This is a genomic window from Mesorhizobium intechi (assembly GCF_002879535.1).
In the GTDB taxonomy this organism is placed as follows: domain Bacteria; phylum Pseudomonadota; class Alphaproteobacteria; order Rhizobiales; family Rhizobiaceae; genus Mesorhizobium; species Mesorhizobium intechi.
Map to the genome: position 1 here is coordinate 1 of NZ_PNOT02000329.1, position 19,320 is coordinate 19,320.

Genomic DNA, 19,320 nt, shown 5'->3' on the forward strand with positions numbered 1-19,320 from the left:
CAATCACGCCTGCGAGTTCGGAGCCGAGGCCCACGACGACGCGGTAGGAGGCTGGCAGCGCCGCGGTCGTGGTTGCCGCAAGCGAAGCGGGGCTTGCGTCCTGCGCCGCGGTGTGGCCGATGTCTTTGGGCTCGGAGCCTTCGACGTTGCGGCGATTGATGGCATAGGCGCCCGCGCCGAAGCAGGCGCCAAGCACCACAAATACGATGGATGGAAAGCCGGGCACCATGGCAAGGCCAACCATGATCACCGCCGCCAGAGCAAGCGCGCGGGAATCCCGCAGAAGCTGGCTGGTTATCTGCCGGCCGAGATCGCCCGTTCCGTCCGCGCTGCCAACGCGCGTCACCATGGTACCGGCGGCGATCGCGACCAGCAGCGCCGGGATCTGCGCCACCAATCCGTCGCCTACCGTGAGCAGCGAATAGGTCGCGGCCGCGTCTCCCAGCGCCATGTCGTGCTGCAGCGTGCCGACGGCGAAACCGCCGATCAGGTTGACCAGGATGATGACAATGCCGGCGATGACGTCGCCCTTGACGAATTTCATGGCGCCGTCCATCGCGCCGAACAACTGGCTCTCGCGCTCCAATTGCTGGCGCAGGCGGCGGGCCTCCGCTTGATCGATATCGCCGTTGCGTAACTCGGCATCGATGCTCATCTGCTTGCCCGGTAGCGCATCGAGCGTGAAGCGCGCGGCCACTTCGGCAACGCGTTCCGCACCCCGCGCAACGACGATGAACTGCGCGACGGTGATGATCAGGAAGATGACGAGGCCGACCGCGATGCTGCCGCCCACGACGAAGGTGCCGAAGGCGGTAATGATCTGGCCGGCGTCGGCCTGGAGCAGGATCAGCCGCGTGGTCGTGATCGTGATCGCCAGCCTAAACAAGGTGGCGATGAGGATCACCGAAGGCAGCGACGAAAACTGCAGCGGATGGGAAACATAAAAAGACGCCAGCAGGATGAGCACGCTGATGGCGATGTTTGCGGTGATGAGAAAGTCGACGAGAAACGTCGGCAGTGGGATCAGCATCATCACCACTGCCGTCAGCATCAGCACGGCGATGATCAGGTCGCTGCGGCCTGAGAGCCTGGCAAGGAGTTGCAGAAGTCGCTCCGACGCGGTCATCAGGCAGCCTGATGCGACAGGAAGCTGAGCAGCGCGCTATGCGCCTCGGCTTTGCGCCCAGCCACGAGCAGGGCGCGAGACTTCAGCAATGCAAGCACCGGGTGGTCCATTCCTTCCAACGTTTCCAGCCTGGCAATCGTCGCAAGCGCCTTTTCGGCCTCGCCATCCAGTATGAGCAGATGCGCCAGCGTCCTGAGAACGCCGGCATTTCCCGGCGACAGCTGCGCGGCAATTAGCAGGTACGCCGCGCCCCGCTTGGCCTGCCCGTGGCAGCCGTAGAGATAGCCGAGGACATGCAGCAGATGGACGGTGTCATGCGGGTCTGTCAGATTTCGATTCCTTCCTGCATGCGGCCAAGCAGGTCGCGATGACGTTCGATTTCATCCTCGATCAGCGTTCTGGCGAGGGTCTTGAGCTGCTCTCCGCCCTCAAGTTCCGGGACCAGGTCCGCTATGAAATGCTGTAGAATAGGCACCGAGCGGCGCAGGATGGCCGGCTCCCAAATGGCGGGCATGACGAAGTTGCTGAGTATTTCGTCCAGCGACTCGCCGGCCGCATCCCGAGCAGCCTGGAATTCCGCCGTTTCAGGCCTCTCCGCGGCGGCGACCGACTTCGTCCCCTGAGCACCCTTTGCGGTTTTGTCGGCGCCATTCATCCGTCGCCGGCTGATCGTTTGACCGCGCAGGCCTTCGGCCTGATGCACGTCGCGGCCGGCAGTCTCCATCCTCGCCGAATCGAGGCGTGGCCCTTCGAGTCGGCGGTTCACGGATATTTCAGCGCGACCGTGGCGCCGCCCTTGGTCAATAGAAGCTCCGTCTCGCCGATATGCTTGACGGTCCAGCCGTCATCGGTGAATGCGCCCTCGTGATAGCGTGCGCCGTCGGCCGCGATGACGTAGGGCCGCTCGCCATACCAGATCGCCTGCAGCATCAGCCGCGGCGCCTGCTGTGCGTCGCCGGTCATGACATTGGATACGAGGGGAACATGAGCGCCGAAAGTCTGGTCGAACCAGGACTGCGTCTCTGTCCAGACGCCGCTCTTGTCATCCGGGATCACGCCCGAAACCACGAGGCGCCCGGGCGATCGCTGGACGGTCACGGTGCTTATGCCGGACTGATCGAGACGCTGTTTGAGCTGGCTCCCCGCATCGGCGACGGTTTGAATTTGCGCCGGCGATGAATCGTCCAGCACTTCCTGGCCGCGCTCCTCGGTGAAAGCCATTCTGACGGGTCGATCGTCTTGGGAAGATGCCTGTGGGCCAATGTCGGACTTGGCGAGGTCGGACTTGGCGAGCGAGAACCCGTTGGCGGCGACGGAAACGGCGAAAACGGCAAAGAGAACGCTGCCGGCCACCAGCATGGAGCGGCTGCCGATCGTCCACCGGTTCGATGAGTGTTCCTGATTGACTAGCTGGATGCGGGCGTCGCCGACACCGATCACGAACGGCAACCTGCAGCGGCTGCCCTGTCCCTGATGGATGATTTCGCCTGTGGCGAGCGCGACGTCGCCGCCGACGGCTTCGATTTCAAACTGGCTGCCCTTGCGACGCAGCCTGGCGTGGATCGGAGCGATGCCGGCATCCCTGAGGACGATGTCCGATTCGGTGCTGGAGCCGACCGTATACAGGACCTCGACCAGGCTGAGTTCGGCGCCGGCGTGAAAGCCGTGTGTGACGTTGAGGGTGATGGGCTGTGCGGATGACGGCGACGGAGCGATGATCGATCGCAACCGCCGCGCCGACGCGGCGTCAAGATATTTGCCGATAGGACTAGCGGTCATGCCACTTCATCTCCCGCCGATGACGATTTCAAATGCAGCCGGATCATGGACTTCCGTCATGCAGGTGCGCCGCCGGTTGCTGTCGGCGGCGCATAAGTTTGAGCATCCTTCGCGTCAGGCCTTCTCAGCCGACTCGCCGAGCGTCTTGGCGGTGCTCATCAGCATGTCATGCTGGGATTTCGCGATATCTTTCGTGATCTCCAGGTTAAACATGCGTTCCTGTTGCTTGATCATCTTGTCCAGGTTTTGCTCCGGTGACCCTGAAGAACCGGACGTAATGGGAGGGGTGGCAGCCATCATTGTCTCCTTGAGGGGCTATTCAAGTTGCAAGCCCGGGCTCGTAAATGCGAACCAGGAGCTTGCCGTGGCAATCTAGGGCAGGATGATCGAAAATGAAAGTCCACTTGGAATATTTTGGTGAGTCTTGTTCCATATGTTGCGTTTCGGGCGTTTACGGAGTAGCCTGAGCGACGGGGTTGATGGGGTAACTGGGAATGGAAAAAGGTCCTTTGGCGGAGCTGTTGGCCGAACGGTTTGAGACAATGCCGCCGCAATTGCGGATCGCGGCGCGTTTCGTGCTGGATCATCCTCAGGATGTGGCGCTGATGTCGATGCGCGAGCAAGCGCAGCAGGCCGGCGTTTCGCACAGCACGATGATGCGGCTGGCGCGGTGGCTCGGCCTCGAAGGTTATGAGGACATGCGCAATCTTTATGCGCGCGCGCTGCGTGAGACGACAGCCGGATTGCCGGCCCGACAGGGCATCGAACCGGATGGCGATTCAGGGTTCTCGACGGCCGGGGTCGTTGCGGACGCTCTCGCCGCGCAGATATCAAGTCTTGGCGAATACGGCAACGCCATGCAATTCATCGCGGCCGCCGATCTTGTTGCGGGATCGCGCAATCTTTTCGGCCTCGGTTTGCGTTCGGCTTATCCGGTTGCAAGCCATTTCGTTGACATCATGTCGTTTGCGGCTGGAGGCGAGCGCAAGGTGATGCTTGTCGGCGAGATGGTCGGACAGGGTCTGGAGGCCCTTCAGCATGCGGGACGCGGCGACGTGCTCCTTGCCGTCGGCATGTCGCCTTACGAGCGCACGACGATAGAGGTGGCGCGCCAATCAGCCCGGCAGGGCGTCGGCGTGGTGGCGATCACCGACAGCAGCGTGTCGCCGCTGACCCGGATCGCGCGGGAAGCGATCATCGTCAGCTCGAATTCGCAATCGTTCTTCCGAAGCATGGCGCCGGCATTCGCCGCCGTCGAAATCCTGGCGGCGCTGACGGCGGCGCGGTCCGGAACGAATGCTGCGGAACGAGTGAAACAGTCGGAAGAACAGCTTGCTGCTTTCGGCATCTATTGGAAGCCCCCTCGATAACAGCGGAAGGGCTGCGATCGGGGCGGGCGTGACGGCGGCTGGGCCGCCGGCAACCGTGATTTCCGGAGGTCGTCCAGATGGTCCGCCCGATAACGCTCACCAAGCCGCCCCTCCAGACGCAGAAGGTCAATGCCAACGCGGATGCCGCCCAGGTGGCACGGCTGGAGGCACAGGCAGCGGCGCTGCGCGACCAGATCAGGCTTGCCAACAGAATGGGCGAGCGCGACTGGGCGGCCCAGGCCCGCCAGGAACTGGCGCATGTAAACACGCAATTGACTTCCCTTCAGCCGAAGCCGGCAACGGCTCCGGCGGTGCCCAGCGTCAATGTCGCCAGCAATGGCACCTCCGGCAATGGCACGACGGTGACGCCCACACTCTACCTGAACACCAATCTCGCGGGGCCGGCTGTGAAGCTGGTGGACCTCGATGGCACCCCGGCCAATGACGATGCCGCGGCGGCGAGCACCGCCCGCGATATCGTCAAGGATGTCACTGGAGGCAAAAGCATCGACCAGATCGCGTCCGACCGCCACATGACGCGCGAGCAGGTCACTACCGCGCTCAGGTCCGGCGGGATGACCGTGTCTGACAGCAGCGCGCCGAGTGGCGACACGCAGACGACGAAGATCACGGATGCCGATGGCCGCACCGTCACGCAGTTTTATGACTACCAGCACGACAGCTACTATGCGACCGTCCAGGACAAGCCAGGCGGCGCCACGATCACCTCGCCGATCCGCGATGGGCTCGGACGCAAGGAAACCACCAGCTACAATTCGGACACCGGGGCCGTAACGACGCGCTACGAGGACGACCTCGGGACCGGGACCGTTACCGAGCGGACGTCATTGCCCAATGGCGCGTCGGTGGAAACGGTGACGCCGGGCGCTGGTCCCTCCCTTCCCGTGACCACGGTCACGGGGCCGGACGGCCGCAAAACCATACTGGCGCCCGCCCAGGATCCAAACGGAGCCGATACGTCGGATATCAGGAAAGGTCTTGCCGACGGAAAGAGCATCGACCAGATCGCAAAGGAAAACGGCCTCACCGACCAACAGGTCATCGCCGAGCTTGAGGCCGCCGGCTATCAGGTCAAGGCCACCGACAGCAGTGATGCGCAGTCGGTCGAGATCGTCGATCCGCGCAGCGGCGACAAGATCGTCTACTCCCACGACTATCAGCACGACGTACGCACCGTCACAACCACGGCCGACGGCAAGCAAACCTCGCAATCCATCGATGGCAACGGAACCGAAACCAAGACCGTCACCGACAAGGACGGCCGGGTGACGAAGATCACGACGGAGAAGATCAATGGTGGCAAGCCCGTCGAGCATCAGGTCAAGCCAGGTGACAATCTCAGCCTCATTGCCAAGCAATATGGCGTGACGCTGGACGATCTGAGGCGAACGAATCCGCAGCTTTTCGATTCGTCTCGCGATCCCAACGTCATCCATGACGGTGAGAAGGTCACGATCGATAACGGCACCCGCACGACAGTCGAGGTCACCTTCAACGGCTATACACTGACCACCAAGCCCGGTGGCGGCATGACGCTGCACAACAACACCACCGGCACCGACCTTAAGATCGAAGCAAGAAGCACGCAGGAGGCTCTGGCCAGGACGCTGCTGGCGGTCAATCCCAACAGCAGCAATCCCAAGGAAGCAAAAGAGGGCGAGGTCGTGAAGACCTTCGTCGAAGGGCTCCTGGCGGGCGAGGCTCTGCCCGGTCTCATCGCCGCCGCCGAGAAGGCCGGGCAAGACAAGCAGGCTCTGATCGACAAATACCACCTGGGGCCGGCCGCCAAGCCCAAGCTGGACGGACAGAACAAGGTTGTCGATCCGTTTGGCGATCCACCGCAGGGCAACGCGCCCTCCGGCGGAAAGTGGATGCCGATGAAGATCGACGGCGTCTGGACCTGGGTCGATCCCCAAGTCGCCCAGGCCATCACAACCGAGAATATCGCGCTGTCCCGCGTCACCGAGACACGGGCGCTGGCCGGCCAGCGGCAGGAGCAGCTCAACGTCGACATGCTCGATCCTGCCTACAAGGATGCGCTGGATGGCGCGCAGACCATCATAAACAAGGCGTTGGCGCCCAACGATTTGCAATGGACGCCGCAGAAACCTAAGGGCACCCTTGCCGATGCGCAGACACGGCTAACCAAGGCCAACACCCTACTGCAAAACGCGCAGGATGCCCGCGGCGAATATGAGAATGCCGGGCGCGTCCTCAATGACGCCATCGCGGGGCAGGGTCCGCTGACGCAGCTGGGCGATCCGAATGCGCCGTCAGCTAGCGCGCGAGGCACTCCCGACCTTCATCCGCAACGCGACCAAAGCGTCGCCGACCACAGCGCCGTCGACAAGCTGTTTTCCGAGGCCGGCCTGCATCTGAGCAAGGGCGACAAACTCACCATCGACTTCTTGGTGGGGCAGGCCGATCTCAACGGCGTCTCCAAGGATTCGAACGAGTATAAGAACCTCAAGAACTTGCAAACGACGGCAGGCAGTCAGCTCGAACTGGCTCGGGCCTACCAGAACTATTTCGACGCCCATGCCGATGCCACGCAGATAAATGCGCGTCAGACCGATCTCGAGCAGAAGCTGTCCAACGAATATCTTGGCGAGCAGAAGTTTAACTTCGACGAGAAGTACAACCGTATCAACGGCGATTACCTCGGGCACTACAAGAACTCGACGCTCGAGATCCGTGACGGCCAGCTCTGGGTGGTGAACCATTTCGACGAGGGAACCACCGAACAGCAGCTGACCTACGCCCTGAACGACAAGAATGTCAGGGACGAATATCGCGATCGCCAGCTCAACAAGGACTGGCAGACGCTTCTGGCCGGCTACGATGCCAACGCAAAAGCCTGCACGGCAAATGGCCTGCAATCGGTGAAGGCCGGCGAGGAGCTGGCGGCGAAGAACCTGAACGACGTCCTGGACAAGCAGCTCGGCGACAGCATCGCCGACCTCAAGACCCAGCTTCCGGCGCTGCAGACCAATTTCGACAATGTGCTGAAGAACCACAAACCGGGAACCGTCGATGCTCCCGCGGGTACGCTGCCCGATGGCGCGCAGCCGGTCGAGATCGATGTCGGCGGGCAGAAGATCAAGGTGGCGCCGGACGTTGCCCAAAACTACGACAAGACAGGGATCGATGCGCTGACCAAGGGCGGGAAGGCGATTTGGATCGATCTTGACACAGAGGATGACGATGCCAGCGGCCGCTGGGTCGATCCCGAAGTCGCGGTCGCCAAGCTCGAGCTGGGCGCAGTCAGGCTTCAGATATCGCAGGCCGAGGATCTGCGCAAACAGTTGCAATCCTTCAATGATTATCATGAGCTTCGGCTGAGCGAGCCCTCGCTGCTGGCAGATGACAACACCACGGTCGACAAGGCCTATCTGGACGAGCATGAGCAGCGGACGCTCGATGCCATCTATCAGCCGAAGTACCAGCAACTATTCGCCAAGGGTAAGGGTCACGACAACGAGTTCCACGAACAGGGTGACAAGGCCCTTGATGGAACGGTCGCCAGTACGCTCGGCCTGGACGGCTCGACCGATGACGGCCGCGACGCGATAGAGAATGTGACGGACGAGATCCGCGACATCGGCGGCGACAATCCTTATGTGCGCAGCGTGCCGATCTTCTATGTCGACGACCAGGTCGGAACGCAGCAGGTGACGCTCTTTGCGGTGCGCGACGGGGACGGCAACACCCGCTATGTCGACGCCACCGGCAAGAAGTTCGACGATCTCGGCGATTTCCAGGACAACAACAGCCAGTTCAGCGAGAACGGCAAGCTGGTCGTTCCCAAGAATCTGGAGATGAAGGCGGGAGCCGACGGCACGATCGCGCTTGAGGTGGTGAAGGCGCGGAACGTCTCGGTCTGGGATAAGGTCGTCGATCCGCTGGTCGGCATCGGCACCGGCATTGCCACCATCCTGTCGTTCACGCCGGCCGCGCCGGTCGCGGCGCCGCTGGCCTATACAGGTGCGGCCTATCTCGGAACAAGAGCGGTGATCAACGAGGTCAACCACCTCGACCACGGCGGCGAGTGGTATGACGCGGAGTCGCTGACCAATATCGCCAGCGCCGCGACGACGGTTCTGCCCATGGCCTCCAGCGGCCTGCGCACCATCGGCATGGCGGCGAAGAGCGAGACGTTCCTGGCAGGCCTTTCCGCCAGCCCGCGTGCCTTCGCCGGCAGCATCGGCGCGACTCGGTCGGACTGGGCGCTGGCGTCCGAGACCCGCACCTACATGCAATCGTCCGCTCGACTGAACAAGGCGGCGTGGGGGCTGGACGTCGGCTCGGTCATTGTCGGCGCACCTTTGCTGGCGACATCCGCCTACGATCTCGCCGCCAACGGAGACCAGATGAACGGTCTCCAACTGGCCAACGCGCTGACGGGTCTTGGCACAGGCGTCACCGGCACGGGGCTCGGCATCCACGGTTTGCGCACGCTGCGGCCAGGAACGGGCGAGCAGGCGGCCCCCAACGCACCTGGCGCCAATCCGCCGCCTGGCAACGGCGGTCCGTTTCAGCAGCCGCCCGGCGGCAAGGGACCGCGGCAGTCGCCGCCGGCGCTTGGCTCCGGTCCATCTGGGCGTCCGATGAATGTTTATGCAATTGGGCCTGACGGTGTCTACCGGCCGACGGGAGAGCAGGTCTTCCATGACCCCAGCCACCCGGTGATCCCAGGAGAAGTGATCAAGGCCGATGACGCCGGCAGCTATGATACGACGGCATCGACGGGCCGCGATCCTGATGGTCCGACTGTCCAAGGGACACCGCACCCCGCCGATGGTGACGCCATCATTGTCCAGGGTGGGCCGACAGCAAAAGACGGATCGCTGCGCCTCGTCTGGGATCCGGAGGCCCTCAGCTTCACGGGCTTGCCCGAGCGCGAAACCAGCGGCGATGTCTCCACCAGCGGCAAAGATGGCGCCCATTCCCCGCCCAGGCCGGCGCCGAAAAGGCAGGGTTCCGAGGCAGACGGCTCATCGGATCCCTCATCCGCCAAGCCGCTTACGCAGGACGAAATCGCTGCCAACCGCCAAGAGGCGGCAAATCTGGTCGATGACATGCTCCCCCACAGCCTCGGCATGCCGGAGGTTACCAAGGCCAATCTCATCGATCAGATCAGCCGGTCTCCGACATTGATGGAACTCTTGCGCAACGCTCACGCGAAAGACGTGCGCATCGTTAATCCCGCACGGCACGATCTGCGGATTTTCGATGCCAACTCTGGCGACGACCTGACCGCGACCGGATCACAATATGTCGGCGACGTGGACGTCGTCTTTGTGGACGCCGAGACATTCCGCGCTGACGACGCGGATGGCGACACCGTGCTTGCTGAATTCGTCGACATGCTCGGCCACGAGTTGTCGCACGTTGGGGACGCTCCGATCGATCCCCATCCTGCCGATTTTTCAGATCGGCAGACCTATAGGGATGCGGTGGTCTCCGGCTATCTGAAAGTCGAGGGCGAAGCGGGATTTGTTCAGTACGCTGTGGCCGACGAGCTTGCAGCCAACGGCGGGAAGCCGGCGGCCATCCTGCAGTGGGATGCAGCCCAGGCCGATGTCTTCACCCGCTACAAGGCAGGCGAGATTGATCGAAACCAAGCCGTCGACGAGATGGCGGCGCTGTTCGGTGACAAGGAGCCAAGCACGGCGGACGGAACCTACGTGGATTTTTACAGTCGCTACGCCGATGGCGTGTACGACGACCACACCTCTTCTGGCACCGGCCTCGCCGGCGAGACTGGCCGCCCTGCACCGGCTAACAGGGCTTCGAACAATGGACCGCTGACGCGCGATGGTGTCAGGGCGACCCCGCTCGATCAGGTGCCGGATCTCGTCATGGCCGATTTCCAGCCTAACCAGATTCCATGGCTCAAGCGCGAGCAGGCGGCCGAACTGACCGAACGGCAGTTCCACGACATGGATCAGGCCGGCCTGCTGCCCTATCTGACCAGGAGCCAACTGCGCGGTATCCCCAAGTCAAAGATAGGCTTTGTCAACGTTGCGGGTCTTGGCGAGAAGCAGATTCCCTGGCTCACTGAGGGCCATATCCGCAATCTGACCGACCAGCAGTTACATGACCTCGGCAAAGCCGGTTTGACCCGCCATTTGACGAAACCGCAGGTGCAGGCGGTGAAGGGCGACAAAGTCGGCCTTATCGACATGTCGACGTTGGAAGGAGGCCAGGTTCCCTGGTTCAAGCCCGGCCAGGTCTCCAAATTCACCTCGCAGCAATTCAAGGATTTGGGCGAGGCCGGTTTGCTGAACACCGTCACCGAACGCCAGGTTCGAGCTATCCAGGAAACCATGATCGGCTCGCTGGACATGGCGAAGTTCGATCCGAGGCAGGTCCCATGGCTGACCGAGAGGCAGATCCCCCATCTCACCCGCGATCAATGGGGCGCCTTCACCATCCACCACACCGAGGCCTTGACCCAGCCGCACATCGAAGCGGCGACATCAAAGCAGTTTCGGGAAACGAGCCCCGGCCAGTTCCGCAAGTTCACGCCCGAGCAGTTCGAGTGGATGAGCGGGGACCAGAAGAACGCTCTCTCCGTGCTTCACCTGACGACCTTCCGGGCAACCCATAAAAAGACGATGACGCCGGATCAGGCCGCGAGCGTCGATCTGGCGCTGAGCCATGCCAGAAAGCGCGAGAACGCTCAGGCTCTCGCCACTTTTGGCGGTATGTCGACCACCTCTTACGTGCTGTGGAGTTCGTTGCCTCCGACCTGGACCGCCACCGCCGGAGCGGTTGCCTTTGGCGTGCGAGGTTTGGTGTTCGGCGCGCAGGCCATCTTTCCCAACGCGACGGCAAGTAACAAGCCGTTCGGGCGGTTCCTCAATGCTCTTGGGGGCGCCACGTTCATTGCAGCGGCGCCCGGGGCGGCAACCGGGATGGTCCAGGGGAAGGATATTGTCGTCAACAGCACGTTCTCGCTCGGCAACGTCGTCTATGGCACCAAGTCGATGCTGCAATCATTCACCGGCAGGCCGGTCATCCGAAACCTGGCCGAGTATCTGGCGGGGCCCGGATACGTGCTCGGCTGCGCCGTCTATACGCTGCACTCCTGGCCGGCGCCGATCGCCACGGTCGCCGGCGGCATGTTCACGTTCGGCTGCGCGGAGTTCTGGGCGTCGGCGATAAGGACGGACCGGATGAACCGCCGTTCGGTGCCGCGAACCGACGCCGATATCGCGGCGGCGGCAAAATCCGACAAACGATGGGCCACAGCGGATCGTTGGACCCTGGGCATCACTTTCGGCATCGGCATGCTGCTCTTCTCACTGGACTCGCTGCTCGCCCAACCCTGGGACACCAAACCGGCTGCCCCTCCCGATCCCAACAAGCCGGATGGCGATGGATCGTCTCAGCAGCCCGACGATCACCCGGATGTCCCGGACGGCCCAAAGACCCCACCCGAGCATTTCCCGCAACTCGTTGTGTCGGCGGACGATGGCCTGAATTTGCGGAGCCAGCCCGAGGGCGACGCCGCCGTGGTGACGGTTCTGCGCCCCGGCACATTCGTCGAGCAGACCGCGAAGCCTTCGACCGATCCGTCGGGAGAGGCCTGGATACCGGTCGAAGGTTTCGGACCGGATGGGAAAATGCACAGCGGCTGGGCTTCGGGCGACTATGTCGAGGTTCATCCCGCAGGCAGCAGCAATCCGCAGGGCCGCACGAACCCGACGCTGGAGAAGGACGGCTATCAGTGGGTCGAGGTCAGGAACGGCGACAGCATGCGCCTGATCGCCAGGGCGCATTCCGCCGATGTGGCGGATACGGTGGTGCTGAACATGGATCATATTCTAAGCCCGGATATGATTTTCTCCGGCGACCGCATCTACCTGCCGATTGCTTCGGTCGGATGAGATGCCGTGGGCTTAAGTCGAGAGCTAGTCGGCAGGCTGCGCCTTGCCGATTCTCGCGGCGAATGCATAGGCGATGCAGCCGGCCAGCTTTGCCGCACGCTCGGCAATCGGATTGGACGGTTCGGAGGAGTATGAGGCAGTGAACCGCAGGTCGGAGGGATGCCATTCGCAGTCGACGATGCGCAGCGTGCCGTTGGCCGTGTGATCCTGGACGACTTCCCTGGGGAGGGAGGCGATACCGATGCCGTTCAGCGTCATCGTGATGGAAGCGGCGAGCGAGTTGGCCGGAAAGATACGCGGCGCCTCGTCGAGTTCGCCGGTCAGCTTGCGGTAGACTTCGCTGTAGGGTCTCGTCGTGCGCGCATAGCTGATAATCGGGAATTGCATCAGGTCGTTCAGCGTCAGCTTGCCGCTGTTCGGCAATTTCAAGGACGGCGAGCAGACCCATACGAGCGGAAAGGAAGGCAGCTCCACATTCTCGATGCTGTATTCCTGGATAGGCCCCATCAGCACGGCAAGATCAAGCCGGTGGGACATGAGTTCATTGCGAAGGGTCGTTGTCGTGTCGACGACGATATCGGTATCGATCAGCGGATAGTTTACCTGCAATTCCTTGAGGAAATCGGGAAGCCAGGTGTGCACGATGGTCTCCGCGACCCCGAGCCTGAGCACACCTGCTGTCTCCGAAAGGGAGTTCGCCGCCAATTGCAGCCGTTCGGCGACACGCAGGACCCGCTGCGCCGGCGGCAGCAGCCGCTGGCCCTCCGCGGTCAGCCTTACGGTGCTGCTCTGCCTTTCGAACAGCTTGGCGCCGAGCGCTTCCTCCAGACTGGCGATCCGCGTCGACACCGCCGGCTGCGTTGTGTTCAAGCGTTCGGCAGCCTTTCGGAAGCTTCCGAAAGTCGCCACCAGGAGAAAGGTCTCGAGCTGCTTGATGTTGAAAGGGATCACGATTCAATGCCGGACAATAATCTGGGCGCCGATCTTCACTCGGTCATATAGGTCAATAACGTCTTCATTGGTCATTCTGATGCAACCGGAGGAGTTGGCCTGCCCCACGGTCCATGGCTGATTGGTGCCATGAACGCGATAAAGCGTGTTGCCGATATAGAGCGCGCGCGCGCCCAATGGGTTGTTCGGCCCTCCCGTGACGCGCGCCGGCAGCAAGCGGCCCTTCGATGCTTCCCTGGACCGCATTTCGGCCGGCGGCCGCCAATCCGGCCAGTCCTTCTTGCTGGAAATCATGTCGCGACCGGACCATTCCAGACCCTCCTTGCCGACACCGACCGCATATCGCAGCGCCTTGCCGTCTCCCAATATGTAATAGAGGCGCCGCTCCCTGGTGTTGATCACGATTGATCCCTTCGGTTGCGCCTCACCGAAATCGACGATCTCCCTCGGGATCGCCGACCATGTTGGCCGCATTTCGCCATCCGTGGCCTCGTCGGGGGCGGATGGCGAGACCAGCACATTTCGGGCTTGATCGTAGCTCCAGGTTCGCGGGTCGTAGCCGCCATTCGATTGACCTTGCGCCTGCGCCATCGCGACAGTCAACGTGGCAGCAACCAGAACCGATTCACCCAAGCCCTTGCCAAGGCGTGACCCGAAGAGCGTCCGGCGCCAAAAAATGCCGGCCGGAGCGTTCAAGCTCAGAAACAGGTTCTTGCGTGTCGTCACCGCTATCCCTCAGATTCGAGCAACAAACCGGCGACCGCGAGCCCTCGCTGCCCGATTCCGGCCTGCACCATATCGCTTTGCTGACTGATCGCAACATTTGGAACCAAATACACGAGTTAAATCCAAATGGACTTCCATTTTAGCGACACGCGCGGTAGGGTGAATTTGGCGGGTAAACCATGAGACGGGTGACGCGGGCTGTCGCTCGGCGTGCCCGCGATAGGACTAGTTTTGACGGGACGCGGTACCTGCCTTGTGGACCGGTTGTCGGAAGCCAACGCTACCTTCGTGGCCGGCGTGATGCTGCTGTTTACGCTTGCCGTTTCGCAGGCGAATGCGGCCGAACCGCGCTGGCCCGCGGGTCCTTACAAATACATCACCATCGACCAGTCGGTGACGGATGCGCTCGTCGAGCTTGGCCGCAATCTGCAGGTGCCGATGCGCGTCAGCAAGCTCGTCAAGGGACGTTTGAGCGCCGGTATGCCGGTTGGAACGGCGCGCGAATTTCTGGAAGAGATTTGCAACCGATACGGTCTGGTCTGGCATTTCGACGGTATCGTCATGAATGTCGCCACCGAAGCAGAAGTCCAGACCGAGCTGATCCCGCTCGATGCCAACTCGGCCGCCGGAGCGGAAGATCGGCTATCGCGGCTGGGCGTCATCGATCCGAAGTTTCCGGTCAAGGTTTCTACGCAGGACGACGTCGTCTCGGTATCGGGGCCGCCGTCCTATATCGAACTCGTCAGGAAGACACTCGGAGTTCCCGCCGTGCAGGGCAAGCAGGAGCCCGGCAAGGTCGCTTCGGTCCGCGTTTTTCGCGGAAGGCAGGCTGAGGCGCAAAGTGTCCCCTCCGGAAAACCGACGAAGGAATAGGAGGCATATTCATGCAGATCGCACCGATAGGAGCCTTGGAGGCCTCGTTGGCAAGCTTTACCACCAGCATAAGCTCGCAACAGCAGATCACCGCCGGCGCGGCCGCTCAGCAGGGCAATCAGATGGTGGGCGCCAAGCAGGAAAAACACGATGCAGCGAAGTCCAACGCACCTGAGCGCGGCGATGTCGCAACTCGCGCCAACCAACAGGTGGCGCAGGCATCGTCGGGAGCCAATGAGGCGATGGCGGGTCAGTCTCCCGGATCGGAGCGGGCGGAGCCGATCGTCGAGCGCAAACTCTTCGACTATCTGGCCGAGGTGGAGGAGACCGGAGGAGGCGCGGCCACAGATCCCTCCGCCCTGTTCGGTTCTGCCATGCAGTCGCTGGATGGAACCATGCAGCAGGTCCAAAGGGCCCTCGGCAAGGCGAACACGCCGGCAGGGTCCGAAACGGCCGCCACGCAGGATGCCACCCCGTCAGGTAAGGACGCCGAAAATGCCCCGGCAAAGAATGCGCAGCAGCTGCTCGAGCGATCGATTTCGGTGATGTGGGCAGCAGCCAATCTGGAAGTCGTGACCAGCAGCGTGAAGGCCGTGACATCGTCCACCAGCACGTTGATCAAGCAACAGTAGGCGCTGCGGAGTGCTCGTGCCCGAATTGTTCCTGTCGCGGCGGTCGGCGCTGTTCAACCGATGTGCCGCAAGGTGCCGCGTCGCGCTTGTCGTCGCGGCCATGCTCGTGCTCCAGGCCTGTTCGGTGGAGCTCTATTCCAACCTCAATCAGCGGCAGGCCAACGAAATCGTGGCCACGCTGATGCGCCATGGGATTGCGGCCCAGCGCGAGGCCGGCAAGGACGGCAAGATGACGGTTTCGGTGCAGAAGGGCCGCTTTGCCGAGGCCATGGCCATTCTCGACGAAAGTGGTTTGCCCAAACAGGAGTTCCAGACGCTCGGCGACGTCTTCAAGAGGGGCGGACTCGTATCCTCGCCGGTGGAAGAGCGCGCAACGATGATCTATGGCCTGAGCCAGGAGCTCTCGCAGACAATCTCCGACATCGACGGCGTGCTTTCCGCGCGGGTTCACCTTGTCCTGCCCGAGAATGATCCGCTGAGACAGCAATTGGTGCCGTCGTCCGCGTCGGTCTTCATCAGGCATCGCGCATCCGTGCCGATGAATGAGCTGATCCCGCAGGTCAAGATGCTGGTGGCCAAGAGCATCGCCGGACTGACCTACGACAATGTCTCCATCACGCTCATTCCGGTCGCCGCGACGGCTCCGGAGCAGACATCCGAGCCGGGGTTCACAAGCTTCCTTGGTCTCTGGCTGCATCCGGACAGCCTGGCAGCCGCGATGTGGCTCTTCTACGGCATGGCCGCCGCGATCGTCGCGCTGGCTGCGCGGCTGGCGTATCTGCAATGGTACCGACAGCCGGGTGTCTACGCCCTCGACGCTTCCACAATGCCCGCGAGGAAGACATGACCGGGACCGGTTCGGGGCCAGCCGCCAGCCCGGAATGGCAGGCATTCATCTCCGGCCCCGCAACCTATGCGGACGCGGCTCGGCTCGCCGAATGCTTTGGTGGCGCGATCAGCGAAGCGGCGTGCCAGCGCATGTTGCGGTCGCAACGGCTGCATGAGCGGTTGTCGAAGCTTTTGATCGAGCATTACCGGCTCTCTTGCTCGGCTGACGAACCATCGGATGACGTGGATCGATCGATAGCCTTGTCGTCGGGCGACGAACTCGAGGACCTCGCCCTTCGCTCGGGCGCGATCTATTGGGCCGGCGATCTTGCCGCCGTCATTGACGGGCGCGAAGCCGATGCGTTGCAGGCCGCGCTGGGCGCGGACCTTTGCACGCTTGCGGTTGCCAATCGTGATCTGGCCGGTCCAACACGGCCGTTGCAGCCGCTTGAGGATATCCGCAGTCGTGTCTATGCCGATGGTCTGAGCTGCCTAGGCGGATGGTGCCAGGCAATGCCTGACGAGACAGGTGCCCGCGTCCGCATCAAGCTCATGCCGCACGAATTCATCGACCGGACGGCCAAGCCGTTCATCGAGGCCGGTCCGGCAATCGTGCGGCGAGCGATGGGGTAGTGTGATGGCCGAAGCGGACACCGCGACCGTCGGCATACCAAGGCGCCCCCGTGCCCGCATCCTGCGCGCCGCCGAGGCGCGGGCCTGGCAGGACGGATATGCATTTCTCGATGCGGCGAAGCGTGATGCCCAGCAGATGCGCGAAGCCGCCCGGCGCGCCTACGCAGCCGAATACGCGCAGGGTTATGAGGACGGCAAGGCGCAAGGCGACGCGGATGCCAGCCGGCTGGTAAGCGAGACAACAGTCAAGGTGGATCGCTATCTCGGCGGGCTCGAAGCCGAAGTCACCGGGCTCGCTCTCGAGGTGGTCAGGCGAATTCTGGGGGAGTTCGACGTTGGCGCGCTTGTCGCCAAGGCCGCCAGACAGGCCGTGACCGAAATTCGCCGCGCCAGATATCTGAAAATCCGCGTCCATCCCGCTTCCGTGGACAGGGTTCGCGAGGAGCTCGACGCAGTCTTGCGCAAGAGCGAGCTGGGCATGATGGTTGAAATCGATGCCGACGATGCGCTGGCGCCGTCGGCTTGCATCCTTTCGACCGATATCGCCGTGATTGACGCCAGCATTGACGCGCAGCTCGATGCCATCGCCGCCGCAATCCGCTTTAAGGCCGAGGTGGCGGCATGACAGGTCCCGCCATCGATATCGAAAACCGTCTGGCGTCCATCATACCAAACCTCCGTTCGGGCCTTCGCGACGATTCAAGCCGCCCTCGCAAAGGACGTGTTCGGCGGGTGATTGGAACGGTCATTCATGCGACCGTCGAGGAAGCCAGGATCGGCGAGATATGCCAACTGGTCGACCCCAGAACCGGCAGGACGACCAAGGCGGAAGTCGTGGGCCTCTTAGATGAGATGGCGGTCCTTGTTCCACTGGGCGATCTGACCGGTCTTTCGAGCCTGACCGAGGTGGTTGCGACCGGCAAGGACCAACTGGTGCCTGTCGGACCCGGCCTTCTGGGCCGGGTGATCAGCGCGTTCGGTGAGCCTTTGGATGGCAAACCGCTGTCACCGGACGGCATTGCCGGCAGCTATCCCGTGAATGCCTATCCGCCATCCCCGCTGGAGCGCAGTCTGATTTCCGAGCCGATCCAGCTCGGCATCCGCGCCCTCGACGGGCTGCTCACCTGCGCGCGGGGACAGCGCGTCGGTATCTTCGGCGAGCCGGGCGTCGGCAAGTCCATCCTGCTTTCCGATATCGTCACCGGCACCGACGCCGATGTTGCCGTCGTTGCCCTGGTCGGCGAACGCGGGCGCGAGGTGCGCGAATTCCTCGAACACCAGCTTGGATCGGAAGGGCGCGAGCGGGCGGTCATCGTCGTCGCGACTTCGGACCGGCCCGCCATCGAGCGCGTCAAGGCCGCCTATGTGGCGACAAGCATAGCCGAATTTTTTCGCGACCAGGGCAAGCATGTGCTGCTTGCGATGGACAATATAACGCGGTTCGCGCGTGCGCAGCGCGAGATCGGCCTGGCCTCCGGCGAGCCGCCGACGCGTCGTGGTTTCCCGTCTTCGCTGTTTGCGGCCCTGCCGCGTCTGCTCGAGCGCTCGGGGCCCGGTCGCATCGGATCCATCACCGGCCTCTACAGCGTTCTCCTCGAAGGCGACGGCACGCTGGATCCGGTCGCCGAGGAAATCCAGGCGCTGCTCGACGGCCACGTCTTCCTGTCGAGCGAGCTTGCGCAACGCAACCATTTCCCTGCCATCGATATTCTGCGCAGCCGAAGCCGCCTGATGGATGCCGTTGTGCCGTCCATGCATCGTGCCGACGCCGGCCGCCTGCGCGAACTGCTCGCCCGTTATGCCGACATCGAACTGCTGCTGCGCGTGGGCGAGTACGAAAAGGGCAGCGATGCCGTGGCGGACGAGGCGGCGGCGAAGATCGATGCCATCAACACCTTCCTGCGTCAGCCGTCTGCAACACGCGAGACAATCGACAGGACACGCCAACGCATGCGGGAGATCGTCAATGAAGGAACGTGACATGATCGCTCGACTGCGCGAGCTCAGACGTAGGCGCGAGGGGCGCGCGCAGGAAGAGGTGATCAGAAAGCGCGCCGCCGCCAATCAAGCCGCCAGGGAAGTTCAGGAAGCGGGCGACGCCGTCAGGGAACACCTCCAGCGCACGGCGGACGCCGAAGATGCAGCCTTCGCTGCGCTGGTTGGGCAGCCGGCGAATGCCGCCAGCCTCCACCGGCTCCAGGGACAGTTCGAGGTCGCCGCCAGGAAGACAGGGCAGTTGCGGGAAGGCGAGAAGATGGCGGGCGTCGCCGAGCAGCGACGGAAAGTCGAGTTGTCGGGAGCCCGCAATGACCACCGCGCGAGCATGAAGGCTGTGGCCATGCTGGACAGGCTGTCGGAGCAATTGGCCAGACGCAACGCGCGTCGTCGCCTGGCTCTCGCCGAGCTTTCCGAGGAGGAGGAGCGCGGTCAGCCGCGCATGTCCACGGAACGATAGCCCAAGCAGTGATCGTATGGATGTGATGTCT

Annotated in this window: 16 protein-coding genes; 10 read left to right on the forward strand and 6 right to left on the reverse strand. The window is 62.8% G+C overall.

Annotation, left to right across the window (positions count from 1 at the left end; genetic code table 11):
• Positions 1-1,126, reverse strand: a 1,126-nt coding sequence (locus tag C1D09_RS28020) for a flagellar biosynthesis protein FlhA (RefSeq protein WP_143977251.1), incomplete at its 3' end; no start/stop codon positions are given.
• A gap of 11 nt (positions 1,127-1,137) precedes the next feature.
• Here C1D09_RS28020 and C1D09_RS33325 point away from each other — a divergent pair.
• Positions 1,138-1,362: a hypothetical protein gene (locus C1D09_RS33325; protein WP_167514786.1), complete on the forward strand. Its 225-nt coding sequence runs from the start codon at positions 1,138-1,140 to the stop codon at positions 1,360-1,362.
• A gap of 89 nt (positions 1,363-1,451) precedes the next feature.
• Here C1D09_RS33325 and C1D09_RS28030 read toward each other — a convergent pair whose 3' ends face one another.
• From C1D09_RS28030 to C1D09_RS28040, 3 genes are all read right to left on the reverse strand, one after another.
• Positions 1,452-1,850, reverse strand: a complete 399-nt coding sequence (locus tag C1D09_RS28030; RefSeq protein ID WP_143977252.1) for a hypothetical protein — start codon at positions 1,848-1,850, stop codon at positions 1,452-1,454.
• 38 nt (positions 1,851-1,888) lie between these two features.
• Positions 1,889-2,905, reverse strand: coding sequence for a SctD/MshK family protein (locus tag C1D09_RS28035; RefSeq protein WP_143977253.1), 1,017 nt, complete (start codon positions 2,903-2,905; stop codon positions 1,889-1,891).
• Positions 2,906-3,019: 114 nt separating this feature from the next.
• The gene (locus C1D09_RS28040) at positions 3,020-3,202 is read right to left on the reverse strand and encodes a hypothetical protein (RefSeq protein WP_143977254.1); all 183 of its coding nucleotides are present in this window, start codon (positions 3,200-3,202) and stop codon (positions 3,020-3,022) included.
• Positions 3,203-3,426: 224 nt separating this feature from the next.
• Here C1D09_RS28040 and C1D09_RS28045 point away from each other — a divergent pair, with 224 nt between their 5' ends.
• Positions 3,427-4,275, forward strand: coding sequence for a MurR/RpiR family transcriptional regulator (locus C1D09_RS28045; RefSeq protein ID WP_246135902.1), 849 nt, complete (start codon positions 3,427-3,429; stop codon positions 4,273-4,275).
• A 77-nt stretch (positions 4,276-4,352) separates the two neighbouring features.
• Positions 4,353-12,191: a LysM peptidoglycan-binding domain-containing protein gene (locus C1D09_RS28050; RefSeq protein ID WP_143977256.1), complete on the forward strand. Its 7,839-nt coding sequence runs from the start codon at positions 4,353-4,355 to the stop codon at positions 12,189-12,191.
• Between the two features lie 24 nt (positions 12,192-12,215).
• Here C1D09_RS28050 and C1D09_RS28055 read toward each other — a convergent pair whose 3' ends face one another.
• Both C1D09_RS28055 and C1D09_RS28060 read right to left on the reverse strand, forming a co-directional pair.
• A complete protein-coding gene (locus tag C1D09_RS28055; RefSeq protein ID WP_143977257.1) occupies positions 12,216-13,142 on the reverse strand; it encodes a LysR family transcriptional regulator in 927 nt (308 codons plus the stop codon).
• Between the two features lie 3 nt (positions 13,143-13,145).
• Positions 13,146-13,775 (reverse strand): L,D-transpeptidase, encoded by a 630-nt coding sequence (locus tag C1D09_RS28060; protein WP_246135903.1) that lies wholly within the window; start codon positions 13,773-13,775, stop codon positions 13,146-13,148.
• A gap of 324 nt (positions 13,776-14,099) precedes the next feature.
• On the opposite strand from C1D09_RS28060, the gene C1D09_RS28065 reads away from it, so the two are divergent.
• The 7 genes from C1D09_RS28065 to C1D09_RS28095 are packed head-to-tail and all read left to right on the forward strand — an operon-like array spanning position 14,100 to position 19,289.
• Positions 14,100-14,741 (forward strand): type III secretion protein, encoded by a 642-nt coding sequence (locus tag C1D09_RS28065; RefSeq protein ID WP_246135904.1) that lies wholly within the window; start codon positions 14,100-14,102, stop codon positions 14,739-14,741.
• 11 nt (positions 14,742-14,752) lie between these two features.
• Positions 14,753-15,373, forward strand: coding sequence for a hypothetical protein (locus C1D09_RS28070; RefSeq protein ID WP_143977258.1), 621 nt, complete (start codon positions 14,753-14,755; stop codon positions 15,371-15,373).
• 16 nt (positions 15,374-15,389) lie between these two features.
• On the forward strand, positions 15,390-16,220 hold the full coding sequence (sctJ, locus tag C1D09_RS28075; protein ID WP_246135905.1) for a type III secretion system inner membrane ring lipoprotein SctJ: 831 nt from the start codon (positions 15,390-15,392) through the stop codon (positions 16,218-16,220).
• Positions 16,217-16,834 carry a SctK family type III secretion system sorting platform protein gene (locus C1D09_RS28080; protein WP_167514787.1) on the forward strand — a complete coding sequence of 206 codons (618 nt, stop codon included), beginning with the start codon at positions 16,217-16,219 and terminating at the stop codon, positions 16,832-16,834. The genes sctJ and C1D09_RS28080 overlap by 4 nt, the downstream gene beginning before the upstream one ends.
• A 4-nt stretch (positions 16,835-16,838) precedes the next feature.
• Complete coding sequence (sctL, locus tag C1D09_RS28085) at positions 16,839-17,459, forward strand: type III secretion system stator protein SctL (RefSeq protein ID WP_143977260.1); 621 nt, start codon at positions 16,839-16,841, stop codon at positions 17,457-17,459.
• Positions 17,456-18,814, forward strand: coding sequence for a FliI/YscN family ATPase (locus C1D09_RS28090; protein WP_143977261.1), 1,359 nt, complete (start codon positions 17,456-17,458; stop codon positions 18,812-18,814). Before sctL ends, C1D09_RS28090 begins: the two co-directional genes overlap by 4 nt.
• A complete protein-coding gene (locus C1D09_RS28095) occupies positions 18,801-19,289 on the forward strand; it encodes a hypothetical protein (protein ID WP_143977262.1) in 489 nt (162 codons plus the stop codon). The genes C1D09_RS28090 and C1D09_RS28095 overlap by 14 nt, the downstream gene beginning before the upstream one ends.
• Positions 19,290-19,320 lie beyond the last annotated feature (31 nt).